General features: G+C 62.2%; 15 protein-coding genes and 1 pseudogene. 12 read left to right on the top strand and 4 right to left on the bottom strand.

Annotated elements, in window-relative coordinates; all coding sequences use genetic code 11:
- Positions 1-3: 3 nt before the first annotated feature.
- The 4 genes from CO670_RS19130 to CO670_RS19115 all read right to left on the bottom strand — a co-directional run bounded on the left by CO670_RS19130 (position 4) and on the right by CO670_RS19115 (position 3982).
- The gene (locus CO670_RS19130; protein WP_097591689.1) at positions 4-507 is read right to left on the bottom strand and encodes an NUDIX hydrolase; all 504 of its coding nucleotides are present in this window, start codon (positions 505-507) and stop codon (positions 4-6) included.
- A 137-nt stretch (positions 508-644) separates the two neighbouring features.
- Positions 645-1085: a pseudoazurin gene (locus CO670_RS19125; RefSeq protein ID WP_097591688.1), complete on the bottom strand. Its 441-nt coding sequence runs from the start codon at positions 1083-1085 to the stop codon at positions 645-647.
- A 213-nt stretch (positions 1086-1298) separates the two neighbouring features.
- Positions 1299-3224 (bottom strand): PAS domain S-box protein, encoded by a 1926-nt coding sequence (locus CO670_RS19120; protein WP_097591754.1) that lies wholly within the window; start codon positions 3222-3224, stop codon positions 1299-1301.
- A gap of 26 nt (positions 3225-3250) precedes the next feature.
- Positions 3251-3982 (bottom strand): helix-turn-helix domain-containing protein, encoded by a 732-nt coding sequence (locus tag CO670_RS19115; protein ID WP_097591687.1) that lies wholly within the window; start codon positions 3980-3982, stop codon positions 3251-3253.
- Positions 3983-4215: 233 nt separating this feature from the next.
- On the opposite strand from CO670_RS19115, the gene ccoN reads away from it, so the two are divergent.
- The 12 genes and pseudogenes from ccoN to CO670_RS19055 all read left to right on the top strand — a co-directional run bounded on the left by ccoN (position 4216) and on the right by CO670_RS19055 (position 14497).
- Positions 4216-5838, top strand: coding sequence for a cytochrome-c oxidase, cbb3-type subunit I (ccoN, locus tag CO670_RS19110; protein WP_097591686.1), 1623 nt, complete (start codon positions 4216-4218; stop codon positions 5836-5838).
- Positions 5839-5846: 8 nt separating this feature from the next.
- Complete coding sequence (gene ccoO, locus CO670_RS19105; RefSeq protein ID WP_097591685.1) at positions 5847-6581, top strand: cytochrome-c oxidase, cbb3-type subunit II; 735 nt, start codon at positions 5847-5849, stop codon at positions 6579-6581.
- A gap of 8 nt (positions 6582-6589) precedes the next feature.
- Entirely contained in the window at positions 6590-6742 is a 153-nt protein-coding gene (locus tag CO670_RS19100) for a cbb3-type cytochrome c oxidase subunit 3 (RefSeq protein ID WP_077976361.1), read from the top strand.
- 1 nt (position 6743) lies between these two features.
- Complete coding sequence (ccoP, locus tag CO670_RS19095; protein WP_097591684.1) at positions 6744-7607, top strand: cytochrome-c oxidase, cbb3-type subunit III; 864 nt, start codon at positions 6744-6746, stop codon at positions 7605-7607.
- Between the two features lie 10 nt (positions 7608-7617).
- Positions 7618-7803 carry a hypothetical protein gene (locus CO670_RS19090; protein WP_097591683.1) on the top strand — a complete coding sequence of 62 codons (186 nt, stop codon included), beginning with the start codon at positions 7618-7620 and terminating at the stop codon, positions 7801-7803.
- Between the two features lie 202 nt (positions 7804-8005).
- The gene (gene ccoG / locus CO670_RS19085; RefSeq protein ID WP_097591682.1) at positions 8006-9574 is read left to right on the top strand and encodes a cytochrome c oxidase accessory protein CcoG; all 1569 of its coding nucleotides are present in this window, start codon (positions 8006-8008) and stop codon (positions 9572-9574) included.
- Positions 9571-10056 carry a FixH family protein gene (locus CO670_RS19080; RefSeq protein WP_097591681.1) on the top strand — a complete coding sequence of 162 codons (486 nt, stop codon included), beginning with the start codon at positions 9571-9573 and terminating at the stop codon, positions 10054-10056. The genes ccoG and CO670_RS19080 overlap by 4 nt, the downstream gene beginning before the upstream one ends.
- The gene (locus CO670_RS19075; protein WP_097591680.1) at positions 10053-12341 is read left to right on the top strand and encodes a cation-translocating P-type ATPase; all 2289 of its coding nucleotides are present in this window, start codon (positions 10053-10055) and stop codon (positions 12339-12341) included. The genes CO670_RS19080 and CO670_RS19075 overlap by 4 nt, the downstream gene beginning before the upstream one ends.
- A complete protein-coding gene (ccoS, locus tag CO670_RS19070) occupies positions 12338-12505 on the top strand; it encodes a cbb3-type cytochrome oxidase assembly protein CcoS (RefSeq protein WP_097591679.1) in 168 nt (55 codons plus the stop codon). Before CO670_RS19075 ends, ccoS begins: the two co-directional genes overlap by 4 nt.
- 21 nt (positions 12506-12526) lie before the next feature.
- Positions 12527-13192 carry a cyclic nucleotide-binding domain-containing protein gene (locus CO670_RS19065; RefSeq protein ID WP_097591678.1) on the top strand — a complete coding sequence of 222 codons (666 nt, stop codon included), beginning with the start codon at positions 12527-12529 and terminating at the stop codon, positions 13190-13192.
- A gap of 25 nt (positions 13193-13217) precedes the next feature.
- A pseudogene (gene ccmE, locus CO670_RS19060) lies at positions 13218-13696 on the top strand (cytochrome c maturation protein CcmE).
- 123 nt (positions 13697-13819) lie between these two features.
- A complete protein-coding gene (locus tag CO670_RS19055; RefSeq protein WP_097591753.1) occupies positions 13820-14497 on the top strand; it encodes a CBS domain-containing protein in 678 nt (225 codons plus the stop codon).
- Positions 14498-14851: the final 354 nt, after the last annotated feature.

The raw sequence follows: 14851 nt of genomic DNA, 5'->3' as shown, positions 1-14851 counted from the left end.
GCGCTAGAAATTCGGCCGCAGGCTCGCGGGAAGCGCCCGCCGCTCGACGCGCCGGAAAAGGCTTTTCAATTCCGGCTCGTTCACCAGTGACGCAGCCTCGAGGGGCGGCATCCAGGCGAGCTTGCGCTCTCGGCGCTCCGGGAAATTGGCCTTGGTGCGGCGAACGATCAAGATGTGAACTGTCACGAAGGACGGCACCTGTCTGCCGTCCTGGAGCGTCTTGAGATAGGAGAAACAGCCGAAAGCGCGTTTCTTCGCCCGTCCCTTCACTCCTGCCTCTTCCCAGGCCTCGCGCTCGGCTACCTTACGCGGTGCAAGCCCCTTGATCGGCCAGCCCTTCGGGATGGTCCACCGCCCGGTTTCGCGCGTCGTGATGAGCAGAACCTCGAAACTGCCGCCTGGTCCTTCCCGCAGGCAAAGCGCACCGAATTGCTCCATGGCCTTGCCGAAGAGGATCGTCTCGGCATGGTCGGCAAGCTGGGACAGGAGCGTCGACGCCTTGTTCATAGGCAAGAAGATGTGTCGGTTGTCTCTTCTTGGCAAGGTGACGCTTTGGTTGAACCGGCCCTCGTCGTCATTCCGTCAGGCCGCCTTCCAATCATGCGGGATGGCGCGCAAGCGCGCCCGCCCGCACCGGCCGATCATTATTGGGTGATATGCGCGAGATCGGCATCGAGCCGCTTGCGCACCATGTTCGGCACTTTCGCGGTCTTGATCGCTTCGAGATTGGCCGGGCTGTCGCCGACCTGGATCAGGGCAATCATGCCCATGCCGACATGCGGCGTGCATTTCAGCACATAGGCGCCCGGGGCATCGAATTTCGCCTGATACTGTTCGTTCGGCTTGGATTTGAATTCGGCGACGCCATCCGGAATGAGGCCCTTGAAGGTCTCGACATTGTGGCTCTTGTCGGTGGGAACGAAAGTGACGGTGTCGCCGGGTGCAATCTTGAGGAAGCCGGGCTCGAACACCATCGCGCCGTCGGCACCCTTATTGAGCATCTGAACCTGGTGGTCGGCGGCCATCAGCGGCGCTGCCGAGGCAATCAAGGCTGCCGCTGCAGCGATCAGACCGAATTTCAGCATTTGCAATCTCCTGTTCTGCGAGGCTCGATCAGCCTCATGAACCTCTTTAGGAGATGCCGGATGCGGCTTCTTTGATGCCCGTCAAATTCGAAAGAAAAGCCGGCAATTCGGGTTTCTGCCGCTTGCGTGACGCTGAACGAGATACGCTGCCTCGCATGGGCAGCGTAACTTGGCTGAACGTCAGCGCGAAATACGAGATAGCTGTAAGGCAGGTTACATGGCGTCGAGAAGCTCGCGGATCTTCACTGCCAGGTCCCTTGCCGTATAGGGCTTGCACAGCCACTGTGCGCCGGGGACGATGCCCTTGCCCGCAACGCCCGGCTCGGAATATCCCGAAGTGAACAGGACCGCGATGTCGGGCCGCAAAAGCCGCACCTCGCGCGCGAGTTCGTCGCCGGTGATGCCGCCGGGCATGACGATGTCGGTGAACAGGAGTGCGATGTCGGGATTCTCCTTCAGGAGATCGAGAGCACGATGGCCGTTTTCGGCTTCGCGCACCGTATAGCCCATCGAAGCGAGCCTGGCGACGGCCACGCGGCGGACGCGAGCGTCGTCCTCGACGACGAGCACCGTTTCGTCCCCGCGCGGCAATTGGCTCTCGCCACTACCCTGATCCGGCGCCGACTCCGGAGGCTTCGCCCCATTGACAGCCGGCAGATAGATCCTGACCGTCGTGCCGCGTTCCACCTCGCTGTAAAGCTGGAGATGCCCGCCCGATTGCTTGACGAAACCATAGACCATGCTGAGGCCGAGCCCCGTGCCCGAGCCGACTTCCTTGGTGGTGAAAAACGGTTCGATCGCGCGCTTCTTGACCTCCTCGGTCATGCCCGTGCCGGTATCCGTCATGGTGACGAGCACGAAGTTGCCGCTACGCACCTCCGGGTACATTTTCGCATAATCGGCATCGAGATGGACCCGCGAAATCGTGGTCGTGAGACTGCCGCCCTTCGGCATGGCATCCCTTGCATTCAGGGCGATGTTCAGAATCGCGTTCTGAAGCTGCGAGCTGTCGACGAGGACATCGAGGCCCGATCCGTCGATGACGGTCGACAGCTTGATGTTCTCGCCGAGCGTGCGTCGGAGCAGGTCGGAGAAGCCGCCGAGGAGCTGGCCGAGATCCGCATGCTTCGGATTCAACGGCTGACGCCGGCCGAAGGCGAGCAGCTGGCCCGTCAGCACCGCGCCGTCCTGTGCTGCGGACTGGGCTTCCTTGAGTATGTCGCGGAGGCTGCCGGGCGGCAGCTTGTCCTCGATCATTTCCAGATTGCCGCTGATGACGGTCAGCAGATTGTTGAAGTCATGCGCGAGGCCTCCGGTCAGCTGGCCGATCGCCTCCATCTTCTGCGCCTGGCGAAGATCCTCTTCGATCCTGAAACGGCTCGTCAGATCCCGGACGAAACCGGTGAAGATCCGCTCGCCGTTGGCGGTCGCCTCGCCGACATGCAGTTCCATGGGAAATTGCGAGCCGTCGGCCCGCTGTCCCGTCACAACGCGTCCGTAGCCGATGATGCGTTTCTCGCCCGTGTCGAGATAATGGTCGATATAGCCGTCGTGAGCGTCGCGATAGGGATTCGGCATCAGATTGCTGACGTTGCGGCCGCAGATCTGCTCAGCAGGCATTCCGAAGAGTTTCTCGGCCGCCTTGCTGAATGACAGCACCATTCCCTTATGGTCGATCACCACCATCGCATCAGGGACGGTATCGAGGATCGAACTGAGATGAGCCTCGCGGGATTTGACCGCTTCCTGAGCCCGTCTCAGTGCTGAGACGTCGCTGTTCGTCTGGATGACGGCAAGTTCGCCGTCGGGCAGATTGACCAGCACGCAGCGGGAGGCGACATGAATGTCGTGTCCGCTCTTGTGGCGATGAATGATTTCGCCTTGCCAGAAGCCGCGCGATTTCAGCTGGTCGCGGATGTTTTCCGCCGGTTCGGGAAATTTCGTCGCCAGCAACTCGTAGACCTGCTCGCCGACCGCCTCTTCCCTAGCCCAGCCATACATGTTCTCGCAGCCGATGGACCAGTGCGTGATTGTTCCATCGAAGCGGTGGACGAGAATGTCGGCTCCATCGAGCACATGCACCATTGCATCCAGCTCCTGCTGCGATGCGGTTCTCGGCGAGACGAGGCGATGGGGCATGAACGTCGGTCCTGCGGCTTGTTGCATCAATGCAGGTTGACCCTATGACAGGTTTCCTTCGAAAAATCATCAGCGTCGCCGGACAGCTGCTTGAGGCGGGCGAGATTGACGATGCGCAGGTCGTGCCGGCCTTCCGGGCTGACGATGTTTCGCGATGCGAGCTTGGTGATGGTGCGAGACACGGTTTCGATGGTCAGCCCAAGATGGTCCGCAATGTCCTGCCGGTTCATCGGCACGCGCAGCAGGCCCGGTCGGGGCTGGGGATTGCGGCGAGAGGCAAGCTTGACGATGAAGCTGCACAGGCGCTCCTCGGCATTCTTCTTCGACAGGAGCACCATCTGTTCGTGGGCGGCGGCTGCCTCCTGGCAAAGCAGGGAGATATAGGCCGGCCCGAGAGCATCCGAGCGGGCGACCTCTTCGTGAAAGCTTTTCCGCGAAATGCGGCGGATCTTGCATTCGGTGACGGCTTCCGCGGTGAACAGGAAGTCGTTTTGCAGCGATGCGCCGATGAGATCGCCGGCGAAATGAAACGCCGTGATCACGCGCCGGCCTTCGCCGATGATTCGATGGAGGCGGACGACGCCTTCCTCAACCTGGAAGAGGTGCTGCGCGCTGTCGCCCTCCCAGCAGATCGCTTTTCCGGCGGGAACGATCTCCGTTGCCGACATCAGGAAAAGCGATGACAGGGATGGGCCGGCGTGGATCGCCTGGCTCGTCTTCTCGGCATTTTCGAACGCATGGTTGCTCTGCATCAGCATCGTCTTGTCCCTCGTTGCAGTGACTGCATAAGAAGGCCGCTGCGTCACATGGGAATGAGCGGACGGTGCCAAAGGGTGAAAGTTTGTAACAGTGTGTAACGGCGGCGATCCGCGCCCGCCTTGGAGCTCTCGTTTGATGTAGATCAAGGAGCCGATCCCGGCTTCATGACAGTCCTGCCCCGAAGTACGAAAGCCGGCCGCGAGGCGGTCGTCTGTGCACTGGGGACGACATCATGAATTACACGACGGAAACGATGGTGGTCGCGGTCGCGGCGTTTCTCGCGCTGCTGGGAGCCGCATTCGCGCACGATCATCTCTTTGCGGTCCATATGGGCATACTGAGCTTCTGCCTTTTGGTGGGAACGGTGCTGCTGGTCAGGAACGTCGATTTCGCGCCGGCGGATCGTCAGCGGAACTTGGACACCTCCGGCTATTTCGATGAGGTGATCCGCTACGGCCTGATCGCCACCGTGTTCTGGGGTGTGGTCGGCTTCCTCGTCGGCGTCGTGGTGGCGCTGCAGCTCGCCTTCCCCGACCTCAACATCGCGCCCTATCTCAATTTCGGCAGGCTGCGGCCAGTTCACACCTCCGCGGTCATCTTCGCCTTCGGCGGCAACGCGCTGATCATGACGTCGTTCTACGTGGTGCAGCGCACCTGTCGTGCCCGCCTCTTCGGCGGCAGCCTCGCCTGGTTCGTCTTCTGGGGCTACCAGCTCTTCATCGTCATGGCTGCGACCGGGTATGTCCTCGGCATCACCCAGGCCCGCGAATATGCCGAGCCCGAATGGTATGTCGACCTCTGGCTGACCGTTGTCTGGGTCGCCTATCTCGCCGTCTATCTCGGCACGATCCTGAAGCGCAAAGAACCGCATATCTATGTGGCGAACTGGTTCTATCTCGGCTTCATCGTCACCATCGCGATGCTGCACGTGGTCAACAACCTGGCAGTTCCCGCCTCTTTCCTCGGTTCGAAGAGCTATTCCCTCTTCTCGGGCGTCCAGGATGCGCTGACCCAATGGTGGTACGGCCACAACGCCGTCGGCTTTTTCCTGACCGCCGGCTTCCTGGGCATGATGTACTATTTCGTGCCGAAGCAGGCCAACCGGCCGGTCTATTCCTACCGGCTTTCGATCATCCACTTCTGGGCCCTGATCTTCATGTATATCTGGGCCGGCCCGCATCACCTGCACTATACCGCGCTGCCCGATTGGGCGCAGACGCTCGGCATGGTCTTCTCGGTCATGCTGTGGATGCCTTCCTGGGGCGGCATGATCAACGGCCTCATGACCCTTTCGGGCGCCTGGGACAAGATCCGCACCGATCCCATCATCCGCATGATGATCGTCGCCATCGCCTTCTACGGCATGTCGACCTTCGAAGGCCCGATGATGTCGGTGAAAGCCGTGAACTCGCTCAGCCATTATACCGAATGGACGATCGGCCACGTGCACTCGGGCGCGCTCGGCTGGGTGGGAATGATCACCTTCGGCGCGGTCTATTACCTGACGCCGAAGCTGTGGGGACGCGAGCGTCTCTATAGCCTGCGGATGGTCAACTGGCACTTCTGGCTCGCCACCCTCGGAATCGTCGTCTACGCCGCCGTGCTTTGGGTCGCCGGCATCCAGCAGGGGCTGATGTGGCGCGAATACAATTCCCAGGGCTTCCTCGTCTACTCCTTCGCGGAAACGGTCGCGGCGATGATTCCTTACTACGTGCTGCGCGCCGTCGGCGGAGCGCTCTACCTCGCAGGCGGCCTGGTCATGGCCTGGAACGTGTTCATGACGATCCGCGGCCGGCTGCGTGACGAAGCGGCAATCCCGACAACTTTCGTGCCCCAGGCACAGCCCGCCGAATGAGGTGAGACATGGCATCGATACTTGATAAACATCAGATCCTCGAAAAGAACGCGACGCTTCTGCTCGTCGGCTCGCTGCTCGTCGTCAGCATCGGCGGCATCGTCGAGATCGCCCCGCTGTTCTATCTGCAGAACACGATCGAGAAGGTGGAAGGCATGCGGCCCTATACGCCGCTGGAACTCGCCGGGCGCAACATCTACATCCGCGAAGGCTGCTATGTCTGCCACAGCCAGATGATCCGGCCTTTCCGCGACGAGGTGGAGCGTTACGGCCACTATTCGCTCGCAGCCGAGTCCATGTACGACCATCCGTTCCAGTGGGGATCTAAGCGCACCGGGCCGGACCTTGCCCGCGTCGGCGGCCGCTACTCGAACGAATGGCACGTTCAGCATCTTGCGGAGCCGCGGGCGGTGGTGCCGGAATCGATCATGCCGAGCTACGCCTTCCTCAGGGAGCACGAAGTGACGGTCAAGGATGTCGGCATGGACCTCAGGGCCAATGAGAACGTCGGCGTTCCCTATAACGACGACATGCTGGCCAATGCCGAGGCCGACATGAAGGCGCAGGCCGATCCCAACGCCGACACGACGGCCCTGCTTGCGCGCTATCCGAAGGCGAAGGTCGGCGATTTCGACGGCGATCCCGCCCGGCTGACCGAAATGGACGCTCTGGTGTCCTACCTTCAAATGCTCGGCACGCTGGTCGATTTCTCGACCTACGACGATGCGACCGGCTACCGCTGAGGTGATCCATGGAAACCTACACTGCAATGAGACACTTTGCCGACAGCTGGGGCCTTCTGGCCATGGCGGCCTTTTTCGTCGGCGCGGTGCTGTTCACGCTTCGCCCGGGCAGCAAGCAGACGGCCCAGGAGGCCGCCGATATTCCGTTGAAGGATGATTGAGATGTCGGAAAAACACATCGATGAAGTGAGCGGCGTCGAAACGACAGGACATGAATGGGACGGCATCCGCGAACTCAACAATCCCATGCCCCGCTGGTGGGTGTGGACCTTCTACGCCACCATCCTCTGGGCCGTGGGCTATGCGATCGCCTATCCCGCCATCCCGATGATCACCTCCGCCACGAAAGGCTATCTCGGCTACTCCACGCGCGCCGAATTGCAGCAGGACCTGGATCAGGCCAAGGCCTCCCAGATGAAGCTGCATGATCTGGTCGCGGCGAAGACGGTGCAGGAGATCGCCTCCGACCCCGCCCTTCGTGAATTCGCGATCGCCGGCGGCGCGTCCGCGTTCAAGGTGAACTGCGCCACCTGTCACGGTTCGGGAGCGAGCGGCGGCCCCGGCTTTCCCAATCTCAACGACGACGACTGGCTTTGGGGCGGGGACCTGGACGCGATCCAGACGACGATTGCACACGGTGTCCGCTTCGATTCCGATCCCGAGACGCACGCTTCGGAGATGCCGGCCTTCACCGATGTGCTGGAGCCGATCCAGATGAGGCAGGTCGCCGCCTATGTCTGGGGGCTGACCAACAAACCCTCCGATCCCGCTCTGGCGGAAGCCGGAAAGCAGGTCTTCCTCGACAACTGCGCCGCATGTCACGGCGAGGACGCCAAGGGGAAGATGGACATGGGCGCCCCGGATCTGGTGGATGCGATCTGGCTGAAGTCGCGCGGCGAAGACGCCATCCTGCGCCAGGTGGCCGCTCCCAAGCATGGCGTCATGCCGGCCTGGGCCGGGCGCCTGGGCGACGCGACGGTCAAGGAGCTGACGATCTTCGTCCATTCGCTCGGCGGCGGAACGTAAGGAGGAAGCCATGTCAGATCATGACCACAATCCGATCCTCGGTCTCTACGGCACGCCGCGCGCCATCATCCGATCGCGTATATCGGAGCGCGCAAAGACGATGCCCCCGTCGCCCGAGCAGGACGATCCGGCAAAGATCGGCAATTCGATCGTTAGTTTGACCTGCCTCAAAGATCACAAGCAGACGAGCCGCTAATCCTAGACTCGTCGAGGACGTCCCAGCGGTGTTTCTCCCCCGCAGTTCCTCCAGGCCACGCCCTTCTCTCTCCAGGGCGTGGCCTTTTCCTTCTCGGGAGAGCGCTTTCCGGCGAGATCGCCTTTTGGGCATTTCTTGATCTGCATCAAGGAACTGATGCCTCGCAGATGGGAGAAGGGCAGGGTGAACATCGGACAGAGCCATGAATCTCTATACTGCCCCAGATCCCAATGACATCGAGCGGGTCAGCGTCGAGCCTGTCAACGCCCGCCGCAACCGGCAGCCTCTCTACGCGCCGCGCAAGAAGATTTTTCCCAAACGCGCCGAGGGGCGGTTTCGCCGGTTCAAGTGGATCGTGATGCTGATCACGCTCGGCATCTACTATCTCGCGCCGTGGATTCGCTGGGATCGCGGTCCCTATGCGCCCGACCAGGCAATCCTCGTCGATCTCTCCTCGCGGCGTTTCTTCTTTTTCTTCATCGAAATCTGGCCGCAGGAGTTTTATTACGTCGCCGGTCTGCTCGTCATGGCGGGATTCGGCCTGTTTCTGGTCACCGCGGCGGTGGGCCGCGCATGGTGCGGTTACGCCTGTCCGCAGACCGTCTGGGTCGATCTCTTCCTCGTCGTCGAGCGCGCGATCGAAGGCGACAGGAACGCGCGGATGAAACTGGATGCCGCTCCCTTCGGCTTCGACAAGCTGAGAAAGCGCATTCTCAAACATTCGATCTGGATCCTGATCGGCATCGCGACGGGCGGCGCCTGGATCTTCTATTTCGCCGACGCGCCGAGCCTCGCTATCTCGCTTTTCACCGGCGCTGCTCCGGCCGCCGCTTACGCCACGGTCGCCATCCTGACCGCCACGACCTATCTGCTTGGCGGCCTGATGCGCGAGCAGGTCTGCACCTATATGTGCCCCTGGCCGCGCATTCAGGGCGCCATGCTCGACGAGAATTCCCTCGTCGTGACCTACAATGACTGGCGGGGCGAGCAGCGCTCGCGGCACACGAAGAAGGCGCAGGCCCAGGGCCTGCCGATCGGCGACTGCGTCGATTGCAACGCCTGCGTGGCCGTCTGTCCGATGGGAATCGACATACGCGACGGGCAGCAGATGGAGTGCATCACATGCGCGCTCTGCATCGACGCCTGCGACGGCGTGATGGACAAGCTCGGCAAGCCGCGCGGCCTGATCGCCTACGCCACACTCAGCGAATATTCGAGCAACATGTCGCTCGCGACGGACGGCGGGCGCACGGCCATCCAGCCGTCCAAGGTCCGGAACGAGGATGGAAGCTTCGTCCCGGCGGTCCGGCATTTCGACTGGCGCATCATCTTCCGTCCCAGAATCGTCTTTTACGCCGTTGTCTGGGTTTTGATCGGCGTCGCCATGGTCGTTCATCTTGCCTTCCGGGAGCGGCTGGAACTCAACGTCGTTCACGATCGGAACCCCCAATACGTGCTGGAGAGCGATGGTTCGATCCGCAACGGCTATACGCTCCGCGTCCTGAACATGGTGCCGGCGCCGAGAGAGGTGACGATCACGCTGGTCGGCCTGGACGGCGCGACCATGCGTATTCCCGAGTTCGGCAAGGAAGACGGCCGCAGCTTCACCGTCCATGCCGAACCCGACGCGGCCACGACGCTCAAGGTCTTCGTCACCCACAAGCCTGACGGAGCCGCAATCAATGAATTCCTGTTCGTCGCCGAAGATGCCGATCATGCCGATCGGGCAAGCTATCGTGCGGCGTTCAATGCACCGGGAGAGGTGAAATGAAGGCTTCGGCACGCGGTTTTACGGGCCTGCACATGCTGCTTGCGACCTCGGCATTCTTCGCCGTGGTGATCGCCGTCAACGTCACCATGGCCGTCTATGCCTCTTCCAGCTGGAGCGGCCTGGTCGTGCAAAACACCTATGTCGCCAGCCAGGAATTCAACGGCAAGGCGGCGGCGATGAAGGCGATGGCCGAGTCCGGCATAGGCGGCGCCCTGTCGATCGAGGGACGCGAGATCCGCTACGACCTCCATGACAAAAACGGCGCCCCGGCGGCCGTCGACGATGTCGTCGTGAATTTCAAAAGGCCGGTCGGAGACCACGAAGACTTTCATCTCACGCTGCGGAAGACAGGCGAGGGACGGTTCGAAGCAGAACACGAGATCGCCGCAGGCGACTGGATCGTCGAGATAACCTCGAAAAGAGGCGGCGCCGTCGTCATGCATGAGGCCAAGCGCATCGATACCGCGGAGTTCGGCCGATGACCTGCTGCTCCATGGACACCGAAAGCGTGCTCGCGCTGAGCGCGACATCATCCACCGCCGAGGAGGCCCGCCTCGCCAGCCATCCGCTCGGCGGAGGATTGCGCCAGCTCGACCTCAGCGTTCCCGACATTCACTGCGGCGCCTGCATCTCTGCCATCGAAAAGGCGCTCTCGGCGCTTGCTTTCGTCAGGAAGGCGCGGGTCAATCTGACCGCCAGAAGGGTGAGCTGCATCTATCAGGAGGAGATCGAGGATCGTGCGGCCGATCCATCGGAAATCCTCGCGGCGATCAATTCGGCGGGCTATCGCGCACACCTCTTCACCCCGGCAGCGCCCGAAAACGACAGGACCAGAAACCAGCTGCTGCTGGCGATCGGAGTCTCGGGTTTCGCAGCTGCCAATATCATGCTGCTTTCGGTATCGGTCTGGTCGGGCGCGGATGCCGCAACGCGCGACATGTTTCACTGGATCTCGGCGATGATCGCCGCGCCCGCGCTGATCTATGCCGGGCGCTTCTTCTTCAAGTCGGCCTGGAATGCGCTGAAGCGCGGGCGTACTAACATGGACGTTCCGATCTCGCTCGCCGTGACGCTCTCCTATGCCGTTTCCCTGTGGGAGACCGCATATCACGGTGAACATGCCTGGTTCGACGCTACGGTTTCCCTGCTGTTCTTCCTGCTGATCGGCAGGACGCTGGATCATGTCATGCGGGAAAAGGCGCGCGCGGCGATCAACGGGCTCGCAAGGCTCGCCCCGCGCGGGGCGCTGCTGATGATGCCTGACGGCTCGCGGCGCTATATCGCGGTGGAAGAGATCGCCGTCGGAGACGAACTCGCGATCGCGGCAGGCGAACGCATCCCGGTCGACGGCATCGTCGTCAGCGGCGAAAGCGATGTGGACCTTTCTATCGTCACCGGCGAAAGCAGCCCGGTCGCGATTGCCGCCGGCAGCGAGGTGAATTCCGGCGCGATGAACCTGACCGGCTCGCTGGTTTTCAGAGCGACGAAATCTGCCAGAAATTCGCTTCTCGCGGAAATCATCGGTCTCATGGAAGCCGCCGAAGGCGGAAGAGCGCGATACCGCCGGATCGCCGATCGTGCCGCAGCGCTCTATTCCCCGGTCGTGCATTTGCTGGCGCTGGTCTCCTTCCTGGCCTGGGGCTTTATCGGCGGCGACTGGAAACAGGCCATGCTGGTCGCAGTCGCGGTGCTGATCATCACTTGCCCCTGCGCATTGGGTCTTGCCGTACCGGTCGTCCAGGTGGTCGCGGCAGGCGAGCTTTTCCGCCGGGGCATCATGGTCAAGGACGGTTCGGCGCTCGAAAGACTGGCCGAGATCGACGCCGTCGCCTTTGACAAGACCGGTACGCTGACGATGGGCAGACCGCGCCTCGTCGGGATCGAGGCAGCCGAAGACGGCACCGCCGCCATTGCCCGCGGATTGGCCGCGCATTCGCGCCATCCTCTCTCTCAGGCCCTGGTGCGGGACACCGAACCTGCTTCGATACCATCCTTCGGCAGCGTCTCGGAAATTCCAGGCGGCGGGCTGGAGGCGCGGGACGGGACGGATGTCTATCGGCTGGGCAACGCGACGTTCGCCTGCGGAGCCGGTTCCGCGAATTCTCCAGCGGACAGTCCGTATTCGGAAGTGATCCTGTCCAGGAACGGCATCGATCTCGGCCGTTTCCTGTTCGACGACACGCTCCGCCCCGGTGCTGTCGAGACCATCCGCCAGCTCGATGCGGCCGGTCTTGAGACATCGATGGTCTCGGGCGACAGGCAGACCGTCGTTGACAATACCGCAAAGGCTCTCGGGATCGGCAGGGCTCTGGGTGCGCTGACGCCGAAGCAGAAGGTGGAGGAGTGCCAGCGGCTGAACGGCGAAAATCATCGCGTCCTCATGGTCGGCGACGGTATCAACGATGCTCCGGCGCTTGCCGCCGCGCATGTCTCGATGGCGCCCGCGACCGCGTCCGACATCGGCCGGCAGGCAGCCGACCTCGTCTTCTTCAACGACCGGCTCGACGCCGTTCCGGAGGCGATCGCCGTTGCGCGGCGATCGGCCAGCCTCATCCGCCAGAACTTCGCGCTGGCGATCGGCTACAACGTTCTGGCGGTGCCGATTGCGCTCGCCGGGCTGGCGACGCCTCTCATTGCGGCCGTGGCCATGTCGACCTCTTCGATCATCGTGGTGACGAACGCGCTCAGGCTGAACGCATTCGGCAAGCGCCCCGGCGCGCGGATCGAGGGCCGGGCCGGCGGACGCACGGAGGTGAAAGCCGCATGAACATGCTGATCTATCTCATACCGATCGCGCTGCTGATGGGAGGCATGGGTCTGCTGGCGTTCCTCTGGTCGCTGAAGAGCGGCCAGTATGACGACCTTCAGGGAGCCGCCTGGCGAATCCTTCTCGATGACGAAACCGATCGGAAAAAACCTGACCGCACTTGAGCCCTTACGAAAGGAAGGTCGATGCTCGCAAAAAATCCTCCACTTCTAGGGTCTGAACTGTTCGCCGGCCTGGACGAGGCGACCGCGGGGCGGCTCATTGCGACGGCTCAGTTCCGAAGTTTCGCACCCGACGAGCGGATCATTACCGAGGGGCAGCCGGCGTCGTTCGTCTACTGCGTCGTCAGCGGATTCGTTCGGCTCTCGAAATCGGAATCCGCCGGGCGCGAGGCGGATATCTGCGTCTGCGAGCCGGGCGATACTTTCGGCGAGTATCTTCTGTCGGGCGGCGCCGCCTACGCCTATAGCGCCTGGTCCGCCGATGGGGCGGAGGTCGTGTTGTTCGAACTTTCGGCCTTGCGCGCGCTTGCCGACCGGCACCCCGTCATGCACCGCAATGTCATGCGCATCATGGCCCGGCATCTGCTCGGCGCCATGGATTGCATTGCCGGAGACCGGCTGCACACCGCCGCGCAGCGGGTTGCGAATTACCTCGTGAGCCGATGCCCGGCCTCAGCCTCGCAGGTCACGTTTCGCCTGCCGTACCGGAAGAGAATTCTGGCCGGCAAACTGGGGCTTGCCCCCGAAGCCCTTTCGCGGGCCTTCGCCGCTCTCGCTCCTGCGGGGGTCGAAGTCAAAGGCAAGGTCGTCCTAGTCGACAGCGTCGATCTGCTGCGGAAGGCATGCTGACGCCGAGAGCTGCAGGAGATTCAAGATGACCCGCAAGCAGAAGCGCCTTGCCGTGATCGGTGGCGGGGGATGGGTTTCATCATTGCAGCGGTGCTGTTGGTGATGTTCGCCTTCAGCCAGTCTGTGGCCTATTTCTACATGCCGGCGGATCTGGCGAAGACGCCGGTGGCGCCGGAAACCCGCATCCGGCTCGGCGGCCTGGTCGGTGAAGGCAGCGTCGTGCGCGGCGCCGGCTCGACGGTGGAATTTGCTGTCACCGACGGCAGCGCCAATGCGGTGAAGGTCAAATATACCGGCATTCTTCCCGATCTCTTCCGCGAAGGCCAAGGCGTCGTCACCGAAGGCATGTTTTCATCGGGAACGAATGTCTTCGTCGCCGATGCCGTGCTCGCCAAGCATGACGAGACCTATATGCCCAAGGACGTCGCCGATCGGCTGAAGTCCCAGGGGCTGTGGGAGGAAGGCGAGGGCGCAGAACGGCAAGAGGCGAAGGCGGCGCAATGACGGGTCTCATCCGTGCCGGATCGAGATGTGCGGCGGTGCAGAGTTTGACGAAGATCAAAGCGGTATGGCCGGCCGGTCTCTAGCATGTTCCTCACGATAATCATGAACAGTGAGGCAGCGACCATGCAAGCAAGGGATATAATGACCGCGAAAGTGGTCTCGATCAGCCCTGATGTCAGCGTGCGCCATGCGGTCGCGATGATGTTGCAGAACCACGTCAGCGGCCTTCCCGTCGTTGACGATCACGGCCGCATCTGCGGCATGGTCACGGAAGGCGATCTGCTCCTGCGCCGGGAGGTTCGGTTTGCTCCCCGCGCGGCGCGCGCACCGGAACTGATCTCCGAGATCGATCTCGAACGTTATATCGGCAGCAACGGATGGTGCGTCGCGGACGTCATGTCCCAGGACGTCATCGTCGCGCGGCCGGACAGCGAAGTTTCCGATATCGCCGAAAGCCTGCAGGTCCACCGCATCAAACGGCTGCCGATCGTCGAAGACGAGCGCCTGGTCGGGATCGTCAGCCGCAGGGATATCCTGCGTGTCATCGCCGAGGCGCCGGCGACCGTCCTGCCGCGCGGCGACGAGGCGATCCGGCTCGCGGTGCGCACCCGCCTGAGATCCGATCTCGGCCTCACGCCGCAAAAGGTGCAGGTATCGGTCCGGAACGGGCAGGTGACGGTTGACGGCCAGGTGGAGTCGGAACTCAAGCGCAGGGCGATCAAGGTTCTCGTCGAAGGTCTTGGCGGGATTGCCGGCTATAAGGATCGCCTGCTCGTATCGCCTGTTCCTAGCCAGGATTGAAGACGTTGTCGCATTGACGCGCTGTCATCGCGGCGGAATGGCGAGGAGGCTTGCTTGATCCGCCAGGGCCGAGCAAGCCATCTGTCAACTTCCCTGTTTGACACGGAAACCCCGACCCGTCCGAGGAGGTTAGCCTACCCGGCGGCCGGCGATCTTGTTTTTGAGGTGGAGAAGCGTGTCCATGAGGCCGGCTTACCGCAAAACAATCCATCGCGGATTGATCCTTGTCAACGAGTCCGAAGGCACGACTTGCCTCGAACTTGACGAAGATCAAATACCGGCGCGCTGCCCCGATGTATCGCTTGGCCGTGCAACGAGGAGCATATGATGGATTTCGAAGCATTTTTCAAAAAC

The organism is Rhizobium sp. J15 (genome assembly GCF_002531825.1).
In the GTDB taxonomy this organism is placed as follows: domain Bacteria; phylum Pseudomonadota; class Alphaproteobacteria; order Rhizobiales; family Rhizobiaceae; genus Rhizobium.
Note: the sequence above shows the minus strand (reverse complement) of the source record. Positions and strands in the feature narration are given on the sequence as shown.